This window comes from Vibrio sp. DW001 (assembly GCF_029016285.1).
Classification (GTDB): domain Bacteria; phylum Pseudomonadota; class Gammaproteobacteria; order Enterobacterales; family Vibrionaceae; genus Vibrio.
The window spans coordinates 1,538,245-1,562,296 of record NZ_CP091976.1 but is presented as its reverse complement, the minus strand read 5'-3'; the positions used below and the strand labels follow the sequence as shown (position 1 = coordinate 1,562,296).

Sequence of the window (24,052 nt, the reverse complement as noted above, 5' to 3'; positions counted from 1 at the left end):
GCGTATTAATGAACTTCCACACTTTCTTCTATCTCTAGCGTCGTCGCCTGGTCTGTATCATTCTTTTCTCTTGGCAAACGCTGTAAAACTTTGTTTAGATTTCGCATTGAATGGAGATGGGTATAGATAAGCTCTAACCCGTCGTTCGCCATCAGCGCCATTAGTTCATCTTGAGGTAGCGCTTTTAGCTTTTCTTTACTGATCACTTTGAAACCAGTCAAAGTGCGCTCTTCGCCGTTCGGTAGCGTAAATTTCGCCCCCATGTCTTCGAACAGTTCAAGCTCATTAAGTTTTTTACAGAAAGCCTGTGTACGCTGATAGTGCGTTTGGTAATCCTGTAGAAAATCTAGGACTTTACCAAGATAATGTGTTTGCTCGCCATCGGCATCAAACAGACGTTCACCACGTCCTTCTTGATTGCATCCCGTATACTCTTCGTCTAAACAGAGCGTTAGGGTTTTTCCTGCGTCAGTACTCGCAAAAACAAAAGGATAACGGCGAACAAACGCTGGAATATAGTTTGCTGTCCAATCGCCCTTGTCATCGATATATAGGTTTTCGTCTTGACGTACACCCATGATAACAACCGGCAATAAGTCGTCACCTTCCCCTGCAAATACGATTGAGTAATCTTCTGCTGCACTTGGAAATTCGACCGCCATTAACGGTACCGAGTTAACTTGTTTAGCGAAACCATAATGACTTTCAGCTTTAATTGACCAATCTAGGTGACGCTGCTTATTTACTGCTTCTACTTGTCCATAAATTAATAGTTGTGTAGCCACTTCGAACTCCTGATCTCTTTGTTTTAATACGACTATTTTTTTCTAGTCCCTGAGTACTGTTTTCTTTAAGCTCTGTCTTTTATAAGTCCTGTCTTTTTGAATACAGTTTTTTAAAATCTATTATTGACGTAATGCTAATGACTCGCTTCCTAACGTTTCCTCCATAGCATTTATATCCGTTGACACATCTTCTCCAAGCAGTGCTGAGTTTATCTGCTGCATATCCAACTCATTAAGCGTACCCACTGCTCTCTTTAAGCGTAGGTTATTTAGTAGGTAATCATATCGAGCCGCTGAATATTCAGTACGAGCAATAAAAAGATCTCTTACCGCATCTAGTACCGTGACACTGGAGGTAACACCCGATTCAAAAGATTGTTGTTTCACATCAACCGCCAAATCATAGGCTTCAACCGATTTTTTCAATGCATTTACTTTGCTTATCGCACTTGTTACACCAGTGAATGCCGATCGCGTTTCACGATTGGTTTCACGCCATGATAGTTCAAGGTCATCTTTGGACTTGTTATATAAACTTTCCGTTTCGCGAACCTTGGAAGAAACCGCACCACCGGCATATAGCGGTAACGTCATCTGTACTAAAAAAGTTTGTGTGTCCACTTCGCTGCCGCCACCAAATAACGAACCATCCGTTTCACTGTTATTCTGTGTGAATACAAAGTCGAAGGTCGGATAGTGACCACCTTGTTGACGTCGAATCTCTTGTCGTGCTGACGCGAGCGCGCCTCTTTTTGCGAGAATCATAGGATTATTTTTCTGTGCATTTTCTAGCCATGCTTCTACCTGATAGGGGTCAGGTTCTGCCATCGCCATTTCTTCGCCGAGTGTTACCAATGAGCGAGGTAGTGAGCCTGTGATCTCATGGATACCTTGCAGTGCATCTTGCAGGTTGTTACTGATCTCAATTTCACGGGCTTGCGCTTGCAGAAAGCGCGCTTCAGAGTCGAGTAAATCCGTGGTTCGAGCTAAACCATTCCGAACCTGTAATTCAACCAATTCAAAATGCTTTTCAAGGGCGGTCACCTCGGCATGGATACCAAGGTAGTTATCTCGTTTTTTGAGAACATTAAAATAGGCTTCTGCGACACGCATTAGCAACTCTTGCTTCACGTCTTCTAGCTCAGCAGCAACACGTTTAACGTCTTCTTTGGCTTGCTTAAAATACGCCCAATTGCTGTAACTATATAAAGATTGAGTAAGAGAAAGACTGAGTTCGTCTGTGGGATAAGACGTGCTGCCTTTGTTGTAAACTGTATTGTCAGAACTGACAATTTCTTGTTTGGTTTCTGTTCGGCTCGCATCAAACTTTATGGTTGGTAGCAAAACTGCCATTGCCTGATCGTAGATTTCAATATCGGCTTGATGTTGATATATTCCTGCACGATACACGGGATCATTTTCCAACGCTTGTTGATAAACCTGCAACAAGTTTTCTGCTTGTAGACAAAATGGCGTTAACCCAAGCAGCAGTACACTGTGTTTTATAGTTATGAGTTGTTTTTTCATTACGTCCATGTGTAACCTTGTAATAAACAAATTCTATTTAGGCTTACCTAAAATACGTGTTCGAACCGCTGGTTCTAAGAACTCGACATCATATCTGTGTAAGGACTTATTCTTATTTACTATAAATAAAATTACCAATAACAATAGTAGAACACATTGCTAACATTCACCTGAAATGAAAACATCCTTTTGTTCCTTTTTAACCCTTTAATTGCTATAAACACTCTTTTTGTCTCAAATTAAAGACAGTTTTCAGTCAACAATTGAGAAATTAAGCCTAATTCCTTATTTTTAGTAAGGAATTTAAAATGTAAACAACCATAAATTAGACTGTTAACTCTAACGGGGCCTGAGGAAAAATGACAATATATCAACGCCTTATCGTACGGATGAACAACGGTTAAAAAGAGCCAAAATATACCTTTTCTCACTTCAAGTTCTGTTGATTACGAAGTTTCCTCGACCAAAAAATCAAAACCGAATTTGGTTTTTAACTTCCCCAACACCGTCTATCGTAACGGAAACAATATCGTTATCCGCAAGGGCTTTGGTTTTACCCGGTGTACCCATAAAAATCAGATCACCAGGCTTCAATGTAAAATAACGGCTCAAGTAACTGACAACTTTATCAACGCTGTGAATCATAGAACCTGTGTTTTCTTGTTGAACAACCTCTCCGTTCAAACGTGTGGTTAAAAGCACATTTCGATAATCAATGCCGCGAGTGATGGCACTGGATATCGGACCAAACCCATCCGCCGCTTTTGCTCTCATCCACTGCAGATCACGGCCTTGCCAACTTCGTTCGGTTAAATCATTTCCGGCTAATACACCAAAGACCACATCTTTGGCCTGACGTTCGGTAATATTTTTTGCCTCTTTACCTATAACAACGACAAGTTCTCCTTCGAAATGAACGTTCTTTGCATCTTTTGGGACATGAACATCTTTACCTGAAAGTAGTAAGGAAGATGGAAGCTTTAGAAATAACGGAGGAGGTTGATTCGATGGTGAAGACATATGACTGGCGAAATTCATTCCAACCGCAAAAACCTTTTCAGGCTGAGTAGGAATGAGCAATTGAACAGAACGTAATGGAAGCCGACTTTTCGACACTGTAAAGTTATCAAAAAGGTCACCAACAATAGGGTGAATGGTATCACCGACTAATTGTCCGTATTGCACCTGCTCTTCGTGGTAGTAACGAACAAACTTTTCAATTTCGGCTACAGCACCAAATGGGTATATCAACGAAAGAGTGACTAGAATCCATTTCATGGGGTTTCCTTTCCTAACCAATAATTAACGCTATACGTTGTTGGGGTGACTCAGGATCAATGAATGGAGTACATAAATAACCATTTTCATCTTATCAATGAATTAGTGGTTTAGATTAAGAATGTAAAATAAGTAATGAAAAGGATAAGTAAACATTGTGCTTATGACTGAGCTTCCAACAAAGCGCAGAAAACTCAGTATCTTATAGTGACTTTATTGTTAACAATACAACAAGTAGTCACTAAGACCATCTATCGCTAACCCAACCATCAATATTCTGATCGTAGTGATGCCCGGCAAAGTCATGATGCGACATTAGGTTTTCTTCTAAATCGGGTTGTTCAGAGAGCATATGCCCAATATGCCTAACCATAGGATCCGCGCTGTTAGATCGCTGATGCCTTTCGGCCGTATCTTTGATCAACTGAAATCGATAGGTTTTACTGTTTCTTTTCATGCGCGGCTTCCTTGTAGGTTGAGGTGATAATTAACCATAGAATGCGATACATCACGCGTCAAATTAGATGAAATGACTGCTTTTTGGTGAATAACCAGTTTATTGAGTTATTTAACAATTAGCATTAGTCATATAAGACTTACTAAGTTGTTCATTTTTTGAACGTTTTTAAATCCTGATCATTAATTTTGAATTGAAAAATTGAAAAATGGTGGATATTTATCCTGAATCTCACATTTTAGACGGTGATATTATTTTATTTATTTTTCACAGAAACTAAAAAACGCACCCAAATAGTGCGCTTTTGTACACCGTTTACTCATTAAACGGCAAGATAAGTATCCGTCCACGATCAATGACGGCTTAGGCTAAATCTCCCAACGAATGTTGGCAACAACGGCGGTCAATTCACCTTCGGTAAATAACATAAACGGGGTATCGATATATCGAAAATCAAGACCTGTATTGGAAAAATGATGGCAAGGTATCGACACCGTCAAAAAACCTTCATTTACATTGGGCAGTTGGTCAGATATGTCGATGCGCGAAAGCCGTTCCAGCTCTCCACGGTCCATGAATACTTGTAATGCTAAGTAAACGGGCATATCAGATGCCTTCTCGACATTAATATCAAAGCAAATACTCCCGCTATCGTTATCGTAACCAGACAGGTCTTCAGCACTTCCATTACTGGTTTGCAGGTAAATGGACGCAAGAGATCGATTAAATTCGACCCGCACCGCATCTTGTTGCTGCTGATAGTTGAACGGAGAGGTACTGATATCCGTTAGCTGCATGTTGTTGTTACGAGATACGTCGATTCCAATTGGATGCAAAGAATCTGATATTTTCATTTGGTAGTCACCGACCGTGGCATTAACACCAAACATATGAGTTGCGTGTTCGGCAATCGTTTCTGCCTCGTTAAGCGCAATATCCAAAGGCAAGTTATCGAGATATCTCGACTGCAATTCATCGCTATAACGAAGACCATAACCATAATCAAACAACGGGGCATGCTCACCAATCGGATCTTGCTCGTATGCTGGCACCTGATAATCTGGAATATGTGCAGGCTTTCTGTGAACACGGGTACTGCGTTTTTTGTTTGGCCAACTGAATGACAATCGACCAACAAAATCAATCTGCTTCTCATCGGCTTCATTGGCAAGCAAAACATCCGTGATCCCTTTGCCTTCGCTACCCGGCAAAAACGCGGCGACAAAGGCTTGCGATTTTGATATCTCTTCATTCACGTATAGCGGTCGGCCACTGAAAAAGATTGAGATAATTTTCACACCCGCTTGGTGTAATTTTTGGATTATCTCCAAATCAGCTTTATAACTTCTTTTTAATGCTGCAAATTCTAATGTTTGCCATTCTTTTATATCCCCCATCATTTCGGCATAAGGGTCTTCACCAAATACGACGATAGCAACATCACCTTTGGTGTAATTTGAGGTTAATTCAGGGTCAAACATCACCCTATCCGGACCAAGTTCTCCTTCTAAAGCCATCTTAACAGTAGTCGCACCTGGGAAGTCAGCAAGCGTATTTTCGTCTCCCTGCCACGTTAAGTTCCAACCGCCCGATTGTTTTTGCAGATCATCCGCCGCACTTCCCGTTAATAAAACCTTTTGGTTCCTATTTAACGGTAGAATAGCATTGTTATTTTTTAACAAAACCAGCGATTTTCGTACCGCTTCTCGCGCAACTTCTCTGTGTTCGTCTGCCCCGAGTAAGTTTTGGTCGCCAGCATAAGCCCGTTTGGTTGGCTGTGGTTTATTCCACAACCCAGCACGCATTTTCACCCTCAAAATACGAGTGACTGCATCGTCAATTCGAGATAACGCAATGAGGCCTCTGTTGACGTCATCAACGGTTTTTTGATACACATTCAACCAGTGTTTGTGGACGGGAATCATTAGAATATCGTTACCAGCATTGATCGCATAACTGGCGTCATCATCCGTGCATTTACTCACTTCCGAATGACCATGCCAATCGGTAACGATCAAACCATCAAATCCCATCTTCTCTTTTAAAACATCGGTAAGCAGATATTTACTGCCATGAATTTTAAGATTGTATGTCCCGTCTATTTCCGGTGCTAGGTCGTAGTTGTTGGGATTGTCCCAGCTATTAAAAGAAGACATCACCACTTGCGCGCCTGCATTTAGTCCACTGAAATAACCCATAGCGTGAATATTGCGTAGAAGATCTTCACTGTAATTATTGACCCCTCGATCAACGCCGACTAACGTACCACCATCACCCACCCAATGTTTTACGTTTGAGATAACATGCTTATCGCCTTTTAGGTCTTCTGCAGTGCCTTGCAACCCCTCGACCATTTTGGCGGCGTAATTATAAACGATCTCTGGGTCCTCCGAATACCCTTCATACACTCTGCCCCAGCGCAGATCTCTCGGTGTGGCAACCGTAGGGGCAAATGTCCAATCTAAACCTGTGGCGGTAATCTCAATGGCGGTAATACGGCCAATTTTCTTGACCAATTCAGGGTCACGCGCGCAACCTAACCCAATATTATGAGGAAAGACTGTGGCACCAAATACATTATTGTGGCCATGAACCGCATCCGTTGCCCACATAAAAGGGATACGGAAAGGGCGATCTTCAAACGCAGTTTCTACTGCAAACCAATACTCATCAGATTTACTCGCCCAATCTAATGCCGTCGCATGTTTGTCATTGTTTGGCCATGCTCCGCCACCATTCAATATTGAACCAATTTTATAGGTCGTCGCTTCTTCGACGGAAATACCACGAATGTCCGGTTGAATCATCTGGCCGATTTTTTCTTCAAGTGTCATTAATGTCACTATTCGTCGGACCTCGGATTCGATCGCCTCATTTTTGGTAATGGTAGATTGTATCTGCGGCCAATCTGAAAAGTACGGGGTAATAAACTCAGATGTCATGGTATTTTCCTAACAACTAAAAATAATAAATCATGCCAATCTAGACAATTAACTGATCAGCAATATGAACGTAATGAGCGGACTTTAATGGGCGGATCTTTATCAATAAAAGCCATCGCTAAGCTCTTAAGTGGTTCTCGAATAACATTTATATTGGTCACAAACTTATTCAGCTTAGTACTAGCCACTTTTACTCTTTTTATAGTATGACCATAACAAGTATTTTTCTGCTAATATCACGACAAAAATAAGGAAATTTACGACATGAGCTTAATTTACACGCTGGATACACACTTAAAACATCCACATCTGAAATTTGCGGTAACCCACGGAAAGCATTGTCATGATTTCCCTACGCACAGCCACGATTTTTCTGAGCTCTTTATTGTCGTAAAAGGAACGGCGACGCATACGGTGGCTGATTACCATTACCCTCTATCCCAAGGAGACGTGTTCGTAATAAATGGTCAGGTGGAACATGGCTTTAGTGATGTAGATGAGTTGATATTAATTAACCTTATGTTTGAATCCCAGTCACCCCTTTTCGAGACATCTGCACTTAAATTACTTCCGGGTTACCAAGCGTTATTCAATATCGAACCGTTAGCGCGACAAAAAGCCGACTACACAGCCAAGCTTAACCTAAGCCTTCAACAGTACGCTGAGGTAGAAAAACTGGTGCTCGCCATTGATGAAGAGTACCGCCAAGCACCAAACGGATTCGAAACGATGTTGAATGCCCAGCTTCAACAACTTATCATCATTCTCGCCCGCTTCTATCAAGGTGATGACATACAAATGAATCGCTCTACCATGATATTGAGTAGAGCCTTGGTATACATTGAAGAGCATTACCGTCGCGACGACTTAAAGACACTTCAGGTCGCCGCCGCCTCATTTGTAAGCGTTCGCCAGTTAGAACGATTATTTCGCGATTATCTGCAAACATCACCAAACCAATACCTAAAAGATAAACGGTTACAATTTGCGTATGAAAGCTTAATGGGTTCCCTTGAACTCTCGATTCAACAGATAGCCGACAATGCCGGGTACGCTGACAGCAATTATTTTTCTAAGTGTTTTAAGCTCAAATTTGGTCAAAACCCTAGAGATTATAGAAAGTCAGCACTTTGTTTATCCCAACAGCTTCAATAAAAAATGCATCGTGACTTACGAGTATGAAAGCTCCTTTATATTGATTTAGTGCTATGGCTAAACGTTGTTTTGATTCTATATCTAAATGGTTATCAGGTTCATCTAATAGCAGTAGTGGTCCGTCGGCTATATGGCTTACCAACAACATAGAGAGTTTCATTTTTTCGCCGCCACTCAGGTGAGCAACGTTGCGGTAGACAGAATCTCGCCTAAACCCTATACCCGCTAAAAGAATACGAGCGGTCCCTTCGACTAAACCATCGCTGTGCTTCAATAGACTTTCTATTACCGAGTCTGTCGGCTCCAACAATCCAAAATTTTGATCCATGTAAACGGTTTTAGCGTATCGTTTAATTTCACCGTTATAGTGACCCTGTTTGCCATGGATCGCTTTCAATAACGTCGACTTACCGCTGCCATTCGGTCCGTCGAGATGGAGTCTTTCAGTTTGAGAGACGGTAAAGGTCATTTCTTTGTCTGAACCGTAATCTAGCGTGCAGTTAGTCACTCTAAGCAAGGTGCGTTTTTTTAACTCTTGGGCTTGTTGCACATATAGGGCTTGTGGTTTGACCGTCTCTTGTTGGGTTTCCAAATCAGCGAGCTTGTTTTGATTTCGAACCATCTGATTTCGTTGATTCCTTAGCCCAGCCGATTGGCACTGTTCCGCTTTGTTTTTAATCGCATCTAATAGAATTTTCGCCTGACTGCCTGACTTTCTCAACTGTTTGCCTTTCGATTCACGCTGATCTCTTTTCTCTCTGTTTGTCTGTGTTTGTTTCATCAATTTTTTCTGTTCCGATTTGAGAGCTTCTATCCGTTTGTTTAGTGCTTGCTCTGCAATTCTAGAGTGCTGCAGGTAATCGTCGTAATTCCCAGAAAAATAATCGACGCCGAGGCGAGTCAACTGATAGATAGCCTCCACCTGATTGAGTAAAGCCCTATCGTGACTTACTAATAAAATGACGCCGTCAAACTGTTGCATACACTTGATTAACCATTCTCGTCCAATACTATCGAGATGGTTAGTGGGTTCGTCAAGCAGTAATACTTCATAACCAGATTGAAAAAGGCGATGCAGTTGCAGTAAGGCCAACTGCCCACCACTCAAACAACGGCAATGTACACTAGGATCCGCAGGGATCCGAAGCGACAGCAAATCGGAGGCCATTCTGTCTTCTATCGTCCAATCTTCTGCGATGATATCAAAATCCCTCTGTTCGCTGCTCCCTTGCTGAATCGATTTCAAGGCTGAAAGCTGTTTCGAAACCCCCATAAACTCGGCGATAGTGAGTTGACTATCGATCAAATCAAATGGCCGTTGAGAATAATAGCCAACCTTCCCTTTAGTGATAACACTTCCCTTTGTGGGTATACGTTGCCCACTTAATAGAGCGATCAATACTGATTTCCCAACACCATTGCGTCCGACTAAACCAGCGATTTTTTCATTAATATTAAGGTTGAGATCGTTGAACAACCATTCCCCGGTATCAAGCTGGAAAGACAATTGGTGTGTCGTAATAGCAGATTTACTTGCAGGCATAAAAACCTCCGTTTACTGAATATGTAAAGGGGTTGACCAATCTACATCTGTAGATTGGAAAGACGCGAGCTTGGTTATCTTTCTTACGACGGCAATAGACAAATCTAAAGCTGAAGAAGAGTGTTTGCAGTAATGCAAGAATAGAGATGACGAAAAGCAACGCCCACTAACCCCGAGTGTCCAAATAAATAATGGTAAATTGGATATCAGGTATTAGTTGTTCATTATGGCGTTAGCTCCAATAGAAGTGATATGGTGATTATACCGACCAATAAATCACCATTTCAACTAGAATTTTCAACCAAAGTTAACACTCTTGCCATCACCTGTAGGAACGACGAGATTATTAGTCGCAAATTAAAGTTGTATAGTCGGCCAAACCTATTCAAACTATGCAGCCAGTAATACCGATCACATTGTGTACGTGATCAAAATGAAATTAATTCCGTAAACCGCATTAAAGGCAGAAAAATGTTAGAAGAACAGCAAAATAACCCACTACATGGCCTCAAACTAGAAGAGATGGTTAAAGAACTAGTTGATTTTTATGGATGGGACATATTAGATACGGCGATGCGGTTTAACTGTTTTCATACCAACCCGTCCGTCGCGAGCAGTGTAAAATACCTGCGAAAATCGGAATGGGCGAGAGAGAAGCTAGAGGCATTCTACCTAAATCGATTTAAAAGAATGCCACGACCAACGGAAGAAGAAAGAGAAATACCGCCTCGTATGCGCACCTACGCGGCCGATATAACACCAAGAGAACCGATGAAACTCACTGTCGAATCTATATTGGACTCTCAAGCTAAAGCGGCGTCTTCGTACAAAGCAAAAAAAGCGGCCGGGAAAAATATGCGTCGATAGGCCCCATAAAATACGGCCAGCCTGTCAACACAACTCAGTGAGTTTGCAAATTTGAGTGATCGAAGCTTCACATTGATGAGGCTTCGCTTCTTTATTGAACCAAATAGCCTTTATGCCCAATTGTTGAGCTGGAAGAACATCATTTTCTAAGGTGTCCCCCACCATCGTGACTTGTTCAGCAGGCAGATTTAATTGGTTCAGTACCGCTAAGAAGAATTCAGGTGATCGTTTTCCTACGCCTAAATTTGCTTTGCAAAAATAACCAGTAATATATTCCGCCAACCCCACCCGCTCAAAGGCGAGTCGGATATCTTTTTCAGATGACTCGGCAGCATTGGTCGCAACATATATACGATGCCGTTGTGAAAGGTACTTCAATGTTTCTGGTGCACCCTCAACCGCTTGTACATGTGGCCAATCGCACATCTTCCCAGAGGTGTGCGGATAATCAATCATAAGGGTGTCACCCCAATCAAACAGATACGTTTTCATCTTCATTTCCTATCAAAATTCTAGATTCTTACTTAAAGATCGATAGACATAAATGTGTTATTGGGGTCAGACTGATAATTAGAAAAAGGTTCGCAAGGTGTAAAGCCATACTTTATGTATAGCTTTCGTGCTGGTTTAAAAAACGCCATTGAGCCAGTCTCTAAACTCAGTGACTCATAGCCTCTCTTTTTAGCCACAACCAAAACATGCTCAAGTAACGTGGAGGCGACGCCACTGTTACGCGCATGAGAATGAGTGCGCATGGACTTGATCTCTGCATTGGTCGTTGAAAGCTCTTTAATGGCGACGCAACCGAGTAGTTGACCGCATTCTCTTGCGCTAAAAAACGTAATAGAAGGTGCCTTTAAAGCCGGTACATCTAGGGCATGTACGCTCTCTGCAGGAGATGTCGCAAGCATATCTTGCATATGCTCTTGTAAAAGTTGGATAACGTCACCGCTTTCCAAGTTATCTATTTTGATGTCCATATCAATAAAACCTTACCGTAAAATCCGTGCCACGCTTGGAACCACAATAATTACATATCTAGCGTCAAAAACCATCTCTATTTGTTTGTTACCAAAACAATTCACGTTCCAAAAATATCATCAGTGGTACACTACGAAAGTGTACATCCTGTTAAATAGCGAACGATGAAAGATTGTAATCAATGTGGTAAATGTTGTATCAAATACGGGGATGGCGACATTTGGGCGACAAAAGATGAGATTGACCTATGGGAAATATTTAACCCCAACATTTTCGAATACGTTAAGAACGACGAAATTTGGTTCGATCCTGAATCTGGTATGAGACTTAAACGATGCCCTTTTCTTGAAATTGTACCTAATAAAAACGCGCTCGCGCCAAAAAAGTATACATGCAGTATTTACTTAGACAGACCTGAAGATTGTCGTCATTACCCTAGCCTTATTTCTGAAATGATTAGGGATGAATGTGAAATGATTGAAGTTGTAGACTTGGAGAAGCCGAAACAAGCACAATTAAAGCTCGATTTATTGATGCAAGATAGTCGTCCTCCAAGCTACTGATAGAAAGATGCTAGTATGGCAATATCTTTGTTATTGATATTCAATTTCTTTTTCAATGTAGTCAGAATCACTAAACCACTGCACGTTGCCAACGTAAAGACTTTCGCTTAACTTTGCGTCTATTTGTGCAGCAATTCGGGCGGTCATCTTAAGCCAACCATCAACGTCATCTAACCCATCAAGCAACTCACCTACAATAGCTTGAGCCTCTGAGTCTAGTTGCAAGTTAATATAGTTCATTCTTACTCATCCAATCCGACACATAATCCAAACCACCAGAGATCGCCGCAACTTGGGCCCTATTGCAATCGTCGTTTGTCACCTTATCACTGTCAGGATACACCTCGGTTGTCGTGGTAAACATGCCATTTGTCATGCCGCCACACAAACCAAGTTGTTTCATTGGGTAGTTAATCACACCATTTTGAGTGATAGGTGACCCAATGATATTCCCCTCACTATCTGCGTCGGCTATATGAGTCACAAGGCTCACCGATTCAATAACGGCTTTTTGAAAACTGGTTTGCGGGTTCTCAGTATCCCCTACTGTGTAAAATCCGTCTGGAATACTGCACGGGACAAACTCAACACCGTCTCTCGCGGCTAACGCTCTACGAAATTCCGTTTCGTCACTGTCCGTCGTCTCATGAAGGTCAAAATGCACGACTATCGAGTCTCTGTATTTTTCAATAAGTTTTAGGAGATTTGCTGACTCTGGAGCCGGACTCTCAGGATAAAACGAGCGATTAGGATCGATAGCCAATGCGTTCCACCGGTTAATAACTTCATAACCCCACGGGCTAACACATGGTACCGCAAGGATGTTAAAACTGTCCTGGTAGTGGTGCGCTTCTGCTTCCAAAAATAATAACGCACCTTGTACACCGCTAGTTTCATACCCATGAACACCACCCGTAATCAATACGGTTGGTTTACTTGAATCCCAATCAAGGCTTTTTAGAACGTAAAGTGGGAACGTTTTTGCACCATATTGCAACATGCCATATTGATCGACCAGAAAACGATCGGCTAAAGCAACAATTTTGGTGACCACTTCATCGTGGTAGTTTCTCTTCGCGCTGATTTGCTTAAGCCACTCTGCTTTTTCTGACTCGCCCCATTTTTGGTCTTTTTTACCAATGGGATAAAATTCGTTCATTATTGTCATCTCTACATATTCTGGCACTAAGTACCGCAAAAGGTTTGGTAGCTAACATCACGGTCTATCGGAAGATCATTATAATCACTAGTCTCTGGAATTTCTTGATAAGGAGACAGCAAAACGTTCAAATAATTGAGAGCAGATGCGTTGTTTCCACTCGCTTTGCATTCTTCCAACACTCGTTCTACATGATGATTACGCGGAATAACAACGGGATTGCTTTGCTGCATAAGCTTCAATGAGGTCAGCCTATCCTCTTGTTTTATTTGCGACAACCATTTTTCTATCCATTCACTATCAATCCCAGAAACGGACAGATCATCCTGATTCAACACTTGAGTTAGATCGATAAATGATTGAGTGTAATCCAAATTATTATCGAGCAATAGAGTGAGAAGGTCATCAATTAATTCATTGTTAGAGGCCTCTAGTAAACCCAGTTTATTGTGCATCATCTGGTAGTAGGCGGTTTGGTATCTATCTGTGATATTGAGTATCCGACTTTCGAGTAATGTCATAATATCGTTTTTCTCACCGCCGATTAGCGGTATCAGACACTCAGCAAGTCGCGCCATATTCCACTGCATAATTGAAGGCTGATTACCGAAACAGTAACGTCCATTCGTATCAATCGAGCTAAACACCGTTTCTGGGTGATAAATACCTAACATGGCACAAGGACCATAATCGATGGTTTCCCCCGAAATAGTCACATTATCTGTATTCATTACTCCGTGAATAAAGCCCACTCGCATCCAATGCACAATGGTTTCTATCTGCTTGTCGATAACGGCATCTAAGAAAACAAGAGCCCGATGCTCGTCCGTTAGGTCGATATCTGGATAATGTCTTTCAATGGCGTAATCGAGTAGTTTTGCTAGAGAATCTGTCTCGCCTTGAGCCGCGAAGTATTGAAATGTACCAACTCTGATGTGACTTTGCGCCACACGAGTAACAACGGCACCAGGCTCCGATAGCCCTCGATAAAGATCTTCACCCGTCGTAACAACCGCAAGTGTACGGGTTGTCGGAACCCTCAATGCATACATCGCCTCGCTCATTATATATTCTCGGATGGCGGGTTTAATCGCGCATCGCCCATCCCCTCGACGAGAATACTTCGTCTGACCAGAACCTTTCAGCTGTATGTCCAGTCGACGATTATCCGCCATGAGTACTTCACCCAATAAATGGGCACGCCCATCACCAAGCTGTGGACTGAATCCACCGAACTGATGTCCGGCGTACGCTAATGCGATGGGGATTGAACCTTCTAATAACTGGTTGCCCGAAAACAATCGCGCCGCATTAGATTCCACATTGTCTGGCAGCGTAAGCTGCTTAGCTAACGGAGCATTCCATAAAAAAAGTACGGGGTGTATAACCGGAATAGGCTCAATTTGTTGATAAAACGCCGTGCCTAACTGTTGGTAGGTATTTTCTAATTTCACAATCATCGTTTCCGTAAATGAGAATCATTATATATCTATACTGAAGCATATTAGCGGCTACTTTACAATCAAAGCAATCGGCAACAACAACCATCGAATAGTTTAGCTCACTAACTCAATGTGATTGACATCTGTAGAATAGGATATTCAAAGTGCATTGCGAGCAAACAACAAGATGTAGAACTATAATCAATGCAGTTTTTGCCATTAATAAGTAATAAATGAGTTTTGACCATTTAAATCATAGATAATCGATTACCTTTTACCCGCATATGTAATAAAATGCGTTCGTTTTGTAACAATTGTTACTTCCATCAATAAAGTCTGCCAATAAGAGTTATAAATGAATAACAAAAGCCAACGCCCACTCTATATTCCCTATGCAGGTCGAGCCCTACTAGAAGCACCTTTACTCAACAAAGGTAACGCGTTTAACAAAGAAGAACGCGCTCTATTCAATCTAGATGGTCTGCTTCCTGAGGCGATCGAGTCGATTGAAGAGCAAGTAGAGCGCGCCTACTTACAATACCAAAGCTTCGAATCAGATATGGACAAACATATCTATTTGCGCAACATTCAAGATACAAACGAAACCCTTTTTTACCGCTTGGTTGAAAATCATATCACTGAGATGATGCCGATCATCTACACCCCAACAGTAGGTGCTGCGTGCGAAAATTTCTCTAATATTTATCGCCGTGCTCGCGGATTGATTATCTCTTATCCAAACCGTGAACATATTGAAGATATGCTCAACAACGCTTCTCGTAATAAAGTAAAAGTGATCGTTGTTACCGATGGCGAACGTATTCTCGGGTTAGGTGATCAGGGTATTGGCGGCATGGGTATTCCCATTGGTAAGCTAGCACTTTACACCGCGTGTGGTGGTATTAGCCCTGCTTATTGCTTACCTGTTGTGCTTGATGTAGGTACGAATAATCCACAAAGACTTTCTGACCCAATGTATATGGGTTGGCGTCATCCTCGCGTCAGCAAACAAGACTATAACGCCTTTGTAGACGAATTTATTCAAGCCGTAAAAAGTCGTTGGCCAGAAGCATTAATACAGTTTGAAGATTTTGCTCAGAAAAATGCCATGCCTTTGCTTGAGCGTTACAAAGATGAAGTATGTTGCTTTAATGATGATATTCAAGGTACCGCAGCGGTATCTGTTGGTTCACTATTGGCGGCATGTAAGGCGGCAAAATCTAAAATAAGTGAACAACGTATTGCGTTTTTAGGCGCAGGCTCTGCGGGGTGTGGTATCGCCGAAGCGATTATCGCTCAAATGGTATCCGAAGGGGTTAGCGACGAGCAAGCTCGTTCACAAGTATTTATGGTTGATCGTTGGGGTATCTTAACCGACGACATGCCTAACCTCTTAGACTTCCAGAAAAAACTGGTTCAGAAACGCGCGATTCTCAATGAATGGGATACGGAAGGCAACGATGTATCGCTCTTCGAAGTAATGAAGAATGGTAAACCAACGGTGCTTATTGGTGTCTCCGGTGCACCGGGTCTGTTTAGTGAAGACATCATTACTGAGATGCATAAACACTGTAAACGCCCTATTGTGTTCCCGCTGTCAAATCCAACAAGTCGTGTAGAAGCATTACCCGAAGATATCCTACGTTGGACAAATGGCGAGGCACTCGTAGCGACGGGTAGCCCATTTGATCCTGTTGTCATTGGTGATAAAACCTACCCAATCGCGCAGTGTAATAATAGCTATATATTCCCAGGTATCGGTTTGGGTGTATTGGCAGCAAGAGCTCGCCGAGTAACCGATGAGATGTTAATGGCGTCTAGTCGCGCGTTAGCGGAATGTTCACCGCTGGCCATCAATGGTAAAGGCGCACTCTTACCGCCATTGGAAGATATCCGCGATGTGTCGGTTAAGATCGCATTTGCGGTTGCGAAAAAAGCAATGGAGCAAGGTGTCGCGTCGCAACGTACCGACGAAAGGATCATGCAGAAGATCAAGGAGAACTTCTGGACACCAGATTATCGTCCTTATAAACGTACTTCGTTCTAATATTGGCGTGGTTTAACGCTTAAAGGCTGCTCATTGAGCAGCCTTTTTTAGGTTAAAAAGCACCCGATTTTCCGTGCTAACAAACGTTAGAGACCTATTCAAACCGGTCTCTGATCAATCTGAAAACGAACCAGACGTCGCCAATTTCTTAAACCAAACACTATGCTTTTTAGGAATTCTGTCACCTGTTTTCAAATCCAAGCGATAGAAGCCATAGCGACGTTTGAATGAGTTCGTCCACGACCAATTATCAATGAATGTCCATTGGTGAATTCCGAAGCAATTTGCGCCATCTTCAATCGCTTTATGTAATTGAACAAGATGCTCTTTCATCAGTTCAGTACGAAAACCATCGTCAATAATACCATTGTTCTGAGGCTCTCCTTCGGACTCTTCGTCCATAGCAATACCTATCTCGGCCAAAAACCAAGGAATATTTCCATAGTTGTCTTTAACGTTAGTGGCGATGTCATAGATAGCCGTCGGCAAAATCTCATTGTTATCGCGGTATGGGTTAAATCGACCATCCGGATTAACGTGATTCTCGAAGTACACTTCTGGTGTAAAGTAATCTAACTCGTACTCAGATTCCCGTGCTTTTACTCGACGTGGTACGTAATAATTAACACCTAGAAATTCTATTTTCGCTGACGTAATCGCATCTCGTTCAGTTTGAGTGCTTTCAGGTGTCACGCCCTGTTCTTCTAATACGTCACACAACGCTTTAGGGAATTCGTTCTTCACCATTGGGTCTAAGAAACTACGATTAAATAGCAGATCTGCGTACCACGCTGCTTTTTTATCTTCTTCACTGTCATTACGAGTATATGAAGGCGTCAGGTTAAGTACGACACCAATTTTCGTTTTTTTTAAACCCAGTTTATTAAAAGCATGAACCGCTTTTGCATGCGCTAAGATAATATTAAACGCGACTTGCACAGCCAATTTTCCATCTTTCTTGCATGGGTAATGGAAATCATATAAATAGCCACCTTCAACAGGAACAATAGGTTCATTGAACGTGATCCAGTATTTTACTTTATTACCAAACAGCTTGAAGGCTTTCGACGCGTAATCGACATAAAGATCAACCACTTTCTTTGACTCAAATCCGCCAAACCTCTCCTGTAGCTCAGCTGGCATATCGAAATGATACAGATTCATCATAGGTTCTATGCCATTAGCAATCATTTCGTCGAGGTAGTTATTGTAGAATTCGACTGCATCTTCACAGACTTCACCCGTTTCATAATTTTTGATCAAACGCGACCATTGAATAGAGGTACGAAACGAATTGAAACCCACCTGTTTCATTAATTTTACATCTTCTTTGTAGCGATGGTAGGTATCCGTCACAACCTGAGAGCCAATTTCACGATAAAACCGTTCTGGTGACTGTTCGTGCCAACGATCCCAAATAGACGGGTTTGCCTTGTTGGTGATACCTTCAGTTTGAATACCTGATGCCGCCGCACCCCATAAAAAATTTTCTGGAAAAACATATTGAGTCATTAGACAAACCTTACCTATTAGATCGATTTTAAATCAAAAGGCTATCGCGACAAATAGTTAACCTTCGTCACACTATAATACAGTGTATTTTTTTAAACCTATATGGTTTTAATTTCTATACATATTGTTTTATTCTGCGTGTGTTAACGCGATTATTTGATCAGATAAATAACGACTATCATAGAGATGGCGTTAAGATAATCAAATCGCAGAATCTTTGTTCAATCCTGCATAACAACCAACATGAACGGAAGCTTACATGGTTAAGTACTTAGATATTTATGAGACAATTAGATCTCGGATAGTCAAGTCGGAATACAAATACAACGAAAAACTACCAGACGGTACCTCACTCGCAAACGAGTTCAATTGTAGTGAACTAACCATTAAAAAAGCGTTGGATATATTAGTTAAAGATGGCCTTGTGGTGAGAAAAAGAGGCTCGGGTTCATTTGTAAAGCGTCCATTAAGTATGCGAGGGTCAAAACATCTCTATGGAACCAAAGTCAATGCAGAGGCGCAGGGACAAAAACTAGACACAAATGTGCTCAATTACAGTGTAGACCCTGCGAGTCGTTTTCTTGCTGATAGGTTAAACTGTCAAGAAGGGGACATGCTCTATCACATAATTCGTGTTCGCTTTATTGACAATGAACCCTATGCCATCGAAGAAACCTATATGCCAATAAACGTAATCTCTGGATTATCTAAAAAACATATAGAGAGCTCAATTTACCAATATATCACTGAAGGTCTTCACCTTAAAATCCACAGCTCTATGATGGAAATTACGGTTATTGATGCTAACGAAAAAGATGCTGAGCATCTAATTCTAACTGTGGGAGACAAGATAGTGAATGTTGAACAGGTCGCTTATCTTGACGATGGTGAGATTTTTGAATACTCGAATGTTAAACAAGTGTGTGAGAAATTTAGATTCTCTACTAATTTTGTAAAGATGTAGTGAATACCTAATTTACCCGTAAGAAAACACTATTTGAGGCTCTAATATGGTAACCCGGTTAAGACAATGAAAAATTATCTTGTTTTAGATTTTGGTGGTACTTCGGTGAAATGTGCCGTCATGAATGAATGCGCGGAGTTTGTCGAACAGTTTACATTGCCTAGCCATGCTGATTCTTATCCTAAATGGCTGCATATGTTTTCATCTCATTTTAAGCGATGCCAGAAGCAGTATGAGGTGCAAGGAATTGCAATCAGCACCTGTGGGGCGGTTGACGTCGAAAGCGGCGTCATTCATGGATCAAGTGCCCTTCCTTATATACACGGTATTGATATAAAAACCCTTTATGAAGATAAGTTTGGCGTTACAACTGAATTAGAAAACGATGCATGCTGTGCTGCACTAGCAGAGTCTTGGCTTGGTAAAGGTAAGAACTCAAACCATTTTTGTTCCGTTGTTGTTGGTAGTGGTATTGGAGGGGCAATCGTCACTCAACAAAAAATACAAAAAGGTCATCACCTTCATGGTGGAGAATTTGGTTTTGCTATTCAGGGATACGTCAATGGTAAGCCCAAGATATTGGGTCACGTGGCGTCAACACAGGCTTTGGTCGACGCCGCTGCAGACCAATTAGGTATTGATAAGAGTCAGTTAAATGGGTTAGATGTCTTTAATCTCTATGATCAACAACATGACGAAATACAGCTCATAGTACATAATTGGTTCTCTGAGTTAGCCATAGGACTATTTAATATTCAGTATCATATTGACCCAGAGTTGATCGTCATTGGCGGTGCCATTAGCCAACGTCCCAATCTGGTTAGTCAGATCAATAATAAACTTGATGGCATTATGGCGGCGTTACCTCACGCAACCGTTTATCCAAAACTTGAAGCGTCAAAATTTGGCAACAATGCAAACCTTATTGGGGCGTTAAAGCATTTCTTAAACAGGCAAGGTTAACAAAGAACAACCCGTCTAACCGATACATCTCGTCTTATCACTATTTCAACAGCCACTTTGCCTGTATCTAAGAAACGATTTCACTAACATACGTATTGGAAAACTAATCTGCTATTCGTATATAGAAAGAATCACAGATAGTAAAACTTATAAAGCGCGTCCGGTTGGATGCGCTTTTTAAGTTTAGGTATGAAATAGTCGTATTAAGACTTACTTGATTTTTGCTTATAACGGTCAAATATTACCGCCGCAAGCAGGATGATGCCCCGAACGACATATTGAGCAAAAGGAGACATATTCAACAGGTTCATCGCATTTTCTACTGTCCCTAGTATTAGAACACCAGCAATAACATAAGAAACCTTACCTATCCCGCCTTTAAGAGAAACCCCGCCAAGTACACAAGCTGAAATGACCACCAATTCAAACCCGACTGACGTCATCGGCTGTCCACTCGTCATTCGAGCGGCAAGAATTACGCCTGCAAGTGCTGAAATAAATCCTGATACAGTGAAGATGATAATTTTCGTCCTCACGACATTAACACCAGCGAGTCGAGCGGCTTCCTCGTTCCCTCCAATAGCCAATGTATTTCGCCCATAAACAGTGCGATTTAGCAAAAATGCAAAAATAGCGAACGTGATGATGGTGAGCCAAATAGGTGTTGGTATGCCAATTATTGACGAGTTTCCTATAGCAAAGAAACTTTCTTCCGTAATGCCAACGGCTTTACCATCCGAAATAATATAGCCAAGACCACGAGCGATCTGCATCGTTGCTAACGTCGTGATTAATGCATTGATTTGTAGTTTAGCGATAATGAATCCATTTAAGAAACCAAACGCCGCACCAGAGAAAAGCCCGGCACCCACACCCAATACTACGCTTCCCGTTGCGTTAATGGCGACTGCGGTTACGACACCGGAACACGCAATGATTGACGCGATGGAAAGGTCCAAATCACCGCACGCCAAACAGAACAGCATGGCACAAGCGACCATTCCACTCATTGATATCGCGAGTCCCAACCCTTTCATGTTAATGAAAGTTGCAAAATAAGGTACAAAAAAAGCACAGACTAAAAACAGAGCAGCAAATACCATAAGCATGCCGAATCTGTCCCATAGGTGGGAAAACTTAAATTCCACTTTCCGATTTTTATTATTCATAGTTTTCGTGTTGCTCGTTGCAGACATGATGATAATCCTTTGTTATGCGGCGTCAGAAGCTTCGCCAATCATGGCAAGACGTAGCGCAGTTTGTTCATGAAATTCTGTTCGACTTAGTTCGCCCGTTATTGCACCATCTTTCATTACAAGTAATCGGTCTGAGATACCGAGCACTTCAGGCAAATCACTGGACACAACAAGCACTGTGACCCCGCTTTCAGCAAGCTTAAAAATCAGTTCGTAGATCTCTGACTTAGCTCCAACATCTATTCCGCGAGTGGGTTCGTCGAGTAAAATGACGCGCATATCTGTAGACAGCCAACGTCCTAAAATAACTTTCTGTTGATTACCACCAGACAGGTTACCGATAGATTGGTCAAGCGATGGCGTTTTTACATTCAATGCCTCTACTTGCTTGGATGCATTCTCTCTTTCCCACTTAAAATCAATCAAACTACCTAGATTAAGATTCCATGGCCGAGCACTAATATTGGTATTCTCCTGAACCGAAAGTATTGGCACGATGCCGTCGGATTTTCTATCCTCTGGACACAAGGTAATTCCTGCTTTAATTGCATCTTCCGGATTTCTAATTTTTATTGGCGCACCGTCAATAAGGATGTCACCACCCACTGCTCTCTCTGCACCAAATATAAGCCGGGTTAGTTCCGTTCTGCCCGCACCCACAAGACCAAATAAACCCAATATTTCACCTTTGTTGATGTTGAGAGATACAGGAGTGGTTAATCCGGGACCGATTAGATTGGCAAGTTCGAGGCCACTGCTACCATGAGAACGTGGGCGGTAATTATATATATCGTTGATCTCACGCCCCACCATTAACTCGACCAGTCGGTCATGAGTTAGAGCCGACATATCATCAAAGGTTTGCACATGCTTACCGTCTTTAAAGACCGTAATCGCATCACATAACTTAAAAATCTCTTCCATTCGATGGGAAACATACATAATTATCTTCCCTTCATCACGAAGTTCACGAATTACCTTAAATAAGCTTTCTATTTCACGTAGAGACAGACTACTTGTCGGTTCATCAAAGGCGATAATCTGAGCGTTTCGACTCAATGCTTTTGCTATTTCTACCATCTGCCACTGACCAATAGAGAACTCTTTCAATGGACGAGATGGGTCAAAGTTTTCACCTAACCTCAGTAACTGTTGACGTGCATTTTTGTTGAGTGTTTCCGTATCCACACGGCCTTTTTTTGTCGGTAGTTGACCAAGATATATATTTTCCGCGACACTGAGTTCTGGTACCAAATTTAACTCTTGATAGATGATGGCAATACCCTGATCCAATGCATCTGTTGCACAAGAAAAGCTAAACGCTTTTCCATCTATAATCAGTTCACCCTCTGTTGCTTGATGCAAGCCACTAAGTGTCTTTAGAAGGGTCGATTTTCCGGCACCGTTTTCACCCATGAGTGCATGAATGCTGCCGCGGTTGGTTCGAAAACTGATATTCGAAAGCGCTTTAACACCCGGAAAATGTTTGGATATATTACAAAACTCTAAGTACGTGGGCGAAGCAGTCATACTTTTTCTCCTGATTACATCTAGAGCGGCAGTAATTCTGCCGCTTGCTTGGTGGCCTCTAAAGTCCTTTTTTTGCCAGTTCTTCTTTAAAGTTTTCACGTGTAATTAACACAACATCCGTCACTTCAACGAACTTTTCCGGTGCGATGCCTTTTTCTACCCAGTTGTATAATGATTCAATACTTTTGAAACCATGAACGTCTGGGCTAGGAAGCAATGACCCATAGAAACCCGTCGCTTTTGATTTCGCTAATTCGTTCACAGCATCAACACCGTTTATACCAATACCTATAATGTCACTAGCGGCAAAACCTTGACCTTCAGTTGCACGAACACCACCAAGTACCGTGTTGTCGTTCATTCCGACAATCAACCATTGTTTGACATCTGGATGTTGAACAAGTAGCGAGTTAGCAGCATCGAGTGCGCCAGGGATATCATTAGATTTGGTCGGTATGCGGTAAACTTGGTCTTTAGGAAAACCTAAATCGCCTAATGCTTTAACAGAACCGTTTACACGACGACGTGCCGTATCGAGTTCATCAGCAGTAATAGCCATTACACCCGTTGTAGACTCATCCCAACCGCGTTTTTTCATTTCTTCATAAAGCTCCGTACCCTGTCTTCCACCAATCTGGCTAGCGGCCATCATGACGAGTGGCACGTCTAACATGGGTTCACCTTTAGCATTCAAAAATTGGTCATCAACAGTGACAACTTTAAGGCCGTAGCTCTTAGCTTTTGCCATAATCGCCGGTCCCAATTTAGGATCTGGTGTACATATTACAAAGCCCTTAGCTCCGCTGGCTGCAAGAGTGTCTATTGCATTTAGCGTTTTCTCTCCGTCTGGTACCGCCATCTTAATAACTTCAAAATCATATTTTTCGCCCGCTTTTTCGGCAAAATTCCATTCTGTTTGAAACCATGGTTCCTCTGGTTGCTTGACTAAATAACCTAATTTCAGACCGTCATCGCCTCCAAAAAATGCGCTGACTGAAGTACTTAATAGTGTCGCTCCCATGAGGGCAGTTAGGGTTAATGTTTTTCTTATTTTACTCATTTTGTGATTCCATTTACTGGTGAGGATTGATGTTCTTATTCATTATTAAAGAGAAATTCATGCGATTGAAGTGACCGCAAT

The 24,052-nt window shown here is 41.8% G+C and carries 21 protein-coding genes; 6 read left to right on the top strand and 15 right to left on the bottom strand.

Going from position 1 to position 24,052, the window contains the following annotated elements; translation table 11 throughout:
* Positions 1–5: 5 nt before the first annotated feature.
* The 5 genes from L3V77_RS24520 to L3V77_RS24500 form a co-directional block, all read right to left on the bottom strand.
* The gene (locus L3V77_RS24520) at positions 6–785 is read right to left on the bottom strand and encodes a SapC family protein (protein WP_275137429.1); all 780 of its coding nucleotides are present in this window, start codon (positions 783–785) and stop codon (positions 6–8) included.
* Positions 786–905: 120 nt separating this feature from the next.
* Positions 906–2,312, bottom strand: a complete 1,407-nt coding sequence (locus tag L3V77_RS24515; protein ID WP_275137428.1) for a TolC family outer membrane protein — start codon at positions 2,310–2,312, stop codon at positions 906–908.
* A 471-nt stretch (positions 2,313–2,783) separates the two neighbouring features.
* Complete coding sequence (locus L3V77_RS24510; RefSeq protein WP_275137427.1) at positions 2,784–3,590, bottom strand: fumarylacetoacetate hydrolase family protein; 807 nt, start codon at positions 3,588–3,590, stop codon at positions 2,784–2,786.
* A 241-nt stretch (positions 3,591–3,831) separates the two neighbouring features.
* Complete coding sequence (locus tag L3V77_RS24505) at positions 3,832–4,047, bottom strand: hypothetical protein (RefSeq protein ID WP_275137426.1); 216 nt, start codon at positions 4,045–4,047, stop codon at positions 3,832–3,834.
* 368 nt (positions 4,048–4,415) lie between these two features.
* Complete coding sequence (locus L3V77_RS24500) at positions 4,416–6,989, bottom strand: glycoside hydrolase family 3 N-terminal domain-containing protein (RefSeq protein ID WP_275137425.1); 2,574 nt, start codon at positions 6,987–6,989, stop codon at positions 4,416–4,418.
* A gap of 264 nt (positions 6,990–7,253) precedes the next feature.
* Here L3V77_RS24500 and L3V77_RS24495 point away from each other — a divergent pair, with 264 nt between their 5' ends.
* The gene (locus tag L3V77_RS24495) at positions 7,254–8,144 is read left to right on the top strand and encodes a helix-turn-helix domain-containing protein (protein WP_275137424.1); all 891 of its coding nucleotides are present in this window, start codon (positions 7,254–7,256) and stop codon (positions 8,142–8,144) included.
* Here L3V77_RS24495 and L3V77_RS24490 read toward each other — a convergent pair.
* Entirely contained in the window at positions 8,095–9,687 is a 1,593-nt protein-coding gene (locus tag L3V77_RS24490; RefSeq protein ID WP_275137423.1) for an ATP-binding cassette domain-containing protein, read from the bottom strand. The two genes, L3V77_RS24495 and L3V77_RS24490, sit on opposite strands and share 50 nt — an antisense overlap.
* Positions 9,688–10,158: 471 nt before the next feature.
* On the opposite strand from L3V77_RS24490, the gene L3V77_RS24485 reads away from it, so the two are divergent.
* Positions 10,159–10,554, top strand: a complete 396-nt coding sequence (locus L3V77_RS24485) for a VF530 family DNA-binding protein (protein WP_275137422.1) — start codon at positions 10,159–10,161, stop codon at positions 10,552–10,554.
* A 24-nt stretch (positions 10,555–10,578) separates the two neighbouring features.
* Here L3V77_RS24485 and L3V77_RS24480 read toward each other — a convergent pair whose 3' ends face one another.
* Together L3V77_RS24480 and L3V77_RS24475 are read right to left on the bottom strand one after the other, a co-directional pair.
* Complete coding sequence (locus L3V77_RS24480) at positions 10,579–11,046, bottom strand: HAD-IA family hydrolase (protein ID WP_275137421.1); 468 nt, start codon at positions 11,044–11,046, stop codon at positions 10,579–10,581.
* A gap of 32 nt (positions 11,047–11,078) precedes the next feature.
* Positions 11,079–11,534, bottom strand: coding sequence for a GNAT family N-acetyltransferase (locus L3V77_RS24475; RefSeq protein WP_275137420.1), 456 nt, complete (start codon positions 11,532–11,534; stop codon positions 11,079–11,081).
* A 165-nt stretch (positions 11,535–11,699) separates the two neighbouring features.
* Between L3V77_RS24475 and L3V77_RS24470 the strand changes: the two genes are divergently transcribed.
* Complete coding sequence (locus L3V77_RS24470; RefSeq protein WP_275137419.1) at positions 11,700–12,098, top strand: YkgJ family cysteine cluster protein; 399 nt, start codon at positions 11,700–11,702, stop codon at positions 12,096–12,098.
* A 30-nt stretch (positions 12,099–12,128) separates the two neighbouring features.
* On the opposite strand, the gene L3V77_RS24465 is transcribed toward L3V77_RS24470, so the two are convergent.
* The 3 genes from L3V77_RS24465 to L3V77_RS24455 are packed head-to-tail and all read right to left on the bottom strand — an operon-like array spanning position 12,129 to position 14,711.
* The gene (locus L3V77_RS24465; RefSeq protein WP_275137418.1) at positions 12,129–12,338 is read right to left on the bottom strand and encodes a hypothetical protein; all 210 of its coding nucleotides are present in this window, start codon (positions 12,336–12,338) and stop codon (positions 12,129–12,131) included.
* Positions 12,325–13,257: a M14 family metallocarboxypeptidase gene (locus tag L3V77_RS24460; protein ID WP_275137417.1), complete on the bottom strand. Its 933-nt coding sequence runs from the start codon at positions 13,255–13,257 to the stop codon at positions 12,325–12,327. Before L3V77_RS24460 ends, L3V77_RS24465 begins: the two co-directional genes overlap by 14 nt.
* Positions 13,258–13,283: 26 nt before the next feature.
* Positions 13,284–14,711 (bottom strand): YdiU family protein, encoded by a 1,428-nt coding sequence (locus tag L3V77_RS24455; RefSeq protein ID WP_275137416.1) that lies wholly within the window; start codon positions 14,709–14,711, stop codon positions 13,284–13,286.
* A 343-nt stretch (positions 14,712–15,054) separates the two neighbouring features.
* Between L3V77_RS24455 and L3V77_RS24450 the strand changes: the two genes are divergently transcribed.
* Positions 15,055–16,746 (top strand): NAD-dependent malic enzyme, encoded by a 1,692-nt coding sequence (locus tag L3V77_RS24450; RefSeq protein ID WP_275137415.1) that lies wholly within the window; start codon positions 15,055–15,057, stop codon positions 16,744–16,746.
* A 114-nt stretch (positions 16,747–16,860) separates the two neighbouring features.
* Here the strand turns inward: L3V77_RS24450 and L3V77_RS24445 are convergent, their stop codons facing one another.
* Positions 16,861–18,258 (bottom strand): glycoside hydrolase family 1 protein, encoded by a 1,398-nt coding sequence (locus L3V77_RS24445; protein ID WP_275137414.1) that lies wholly within the window; start codon positions 18,256–18,258, stop codon positions 16,861–16,863.
* 259 nt (positions 18,259–18,517) lie between these two features.
* On the opposite strand from L3V77_RS24445, the gene L3V77_RS24440 reads away from it, so the two are divergent.
* Positions 18,518–19,222: a GntR family transcriptional regulator gene (locus L3V77_RS24440; RefSeq protein WP_275137413.1), complete on the top strand. Its 705-nt coding sequence runs from the start codon at positions 18,518–18,520 to the stop codon at positions 19,220–19,222.
* A 66-nt stretch (positions 19,223–19,288) separates the two neighbouring features.
* Positions 19,289–20,185: an ROK family protein gene (locus L3V77_RS24435; RefSeq protein ID WP_275137412.1), complete on the top strand. Its 897-nt coding sequence runs from the start codon at positions 19,289–19,291 to the stop codon at positions 20,183–20,185.
* Positions 20,186–20,388: 203 nt separating this feature from the next.
* On the opposite strand, the gene araH is transcribed toward L3V77_RS24435, so the two are convergent.
* The 3 genes from araH to L3V77_RS24420 are packed head-to-tail and all read right to left on the bottom strand — an operon-like array spanning position 20,389 to position 23,971.
* On the bottom strand, positions 20,389–21,381 hold the full coding sequence (gene araH / locus L3V77_RS24430) for an L-arabinose ABC transporter permease AraH (RefSeq protein ID WP_275137411.1): 993 nt from the start codon (positions 21,379–21,381) through the stop codon (positions 20,389–20,391).
* Between the two features lie 15 nt (positions 21,382–21,396).
* Positions 21,397–22,911: an L-arabinose ABC transporter ATP-binding protein AraG gene (araG, locus tag L3V77_RS24425; protein ID WP_275137410.1), complete on the bottom strand. Its 1,515-nt coding sequence runs from the start codon at positions 22,909–22,911 to the stop codon at positions 21,397–21,399.
* A 58-nt stretch (positions 22,912–22,969) separates the two neighbouring features.
* On the bottom strand, positions 22,970–23,971 hold the full coding sequence (locus L3V77_RS24420; RefSeq protein WP_275137409.1) for an arabinose ABC transporter substrate-binding protein: 1,002 nt from the start codon (positions 23,969–23,971) through the stop codon (positions 22,970–22,972).
* Positions 23,972–24,052: the final 81 nt, after the last annotated feature.

Coding starts and splice junctions, on each gene's coding strand:
- L3V77_RS24515 (WP_275137428.1), bottom strand. CDS start 2,312: ATGAAAAAACAACTCATAACTATAAAACACAGTGTACTGCTGCTTGGG.
- L3V77_RS24510 (WP_275137427.1), bottom strand. CDS start 3,590: ATGAAATGGATTCTAGTCACTCTTTCGTTGATATACCCATTTGGTGCT.
- L3V77_RS24505 (WP_275137426.1), bottom strand. CDS start 4,047: ATGAAAAGAAACAGTAAAACCTATCGATTTCAGTTGATCAAAGATACG.
- L3V77_RS24500 (WP_275137425.1), bottom strand. CDS start 6,989: ATGACATCTGAGTTTATTACCCCGTACTTTTCAGATTGGCCGCAGATA.
- L3V77_RS24495 (WP_275137424.1), top strand. CDS start 7,254: ATGAGCTTAATTTACACGCTGGATACACACTTAAAACATCCACATCTG.
- L3V77_RS24490 (WP_275137423.1), bottom strand. CDS start 9,687: ATGCCTGCAAGTAAATCTGCTATTACGACACACCAATTGTCTTTCCAG.
- L3V77_RS24485 (WP_275137422.1), top strand. CDS start 10,159: ATGTTAGAAGAACAGCAAAATAACCCACTACATGGCCTCAAACTAGAA.
- L3V77_RS24480 (WP_275137421.1), bottom strand. CDS start 11,046: ATGAAAACGTATCTGTTTGATTGGGGTGACACCCTTATGATTGATTAT.
- L3V77_RS24475 (WP_275137420.1), bottom strand. CDS start 11,534: ATGGACATCAAAATAGATAACTTGGAAAGCGGTGACGTTATCCAACTT.
- L3V77_RS24470 (WP_275137419.1), top strand. CDS start 11,700: ATGAAAGATTGTAATCAATGTGGTAAATGTTGTATCAAATACGGGGAT.
- L3V77_RS24465 (WP_275137418.1), bottom strand. CDS start 12,338: ATGAACTATATTAACTTGCAACTAGACTCAGAGGCTCAAGCTATTGTA.
- L3V77_RS24460 (WP_275137417.1), bottom strand. CDS start 13,257: ATGAACGAATTTTATCCCATTGGTAAAAAAGACCAAAAATGGGGCGAG.
- L3V77_RS24450 (WP_275137415.1), top strand. CDS start 15,055: ATGAATAACAAAAGCCAACGCCCACTCTATATTCCCTATGCAGGTCGA.
- L3V77_RS24445 (WP_275137414.1), bottom strand. CDS start 18,258: ATGACTCAATATGTTTTTCCAGAAAATTTTTTATGGGGTGCGGCGGCA.
- L3V77_RS24440 (WP_275137413.1), top strand. CDS start 18,518: ATGGTTAAGTACTTAGATATTTATGAGACAATTAGATCTCGGATAGTC.
- L3V77_RS24435 (WP_275137412.1), top strand. CDS start 19,289: ATGAAAAATTATCTTGTTTTAGATTTTGGTGGTACTTCGGTGAAATGT.
- araH (WP_275137411.1), bottom strand. CDS start 21,381: ATGTCTGCAACGAGCAACACGAAAACTATGAATAATAAAAATCGGAAA.
- araG (WP_275137410.1), bottom strand. CDS start 22,911: ATGACTGCTTCGCCCACGTACTTAGAGTTTTGTAATATATCCAAACAT.
- L3V77_RS24420 (WP_275137409.1), bottom strand. CDS start 23,971: ATGAGTAAAATAAGAAAAACATTAACCCTAACTGCCCTCATGGGAGCG.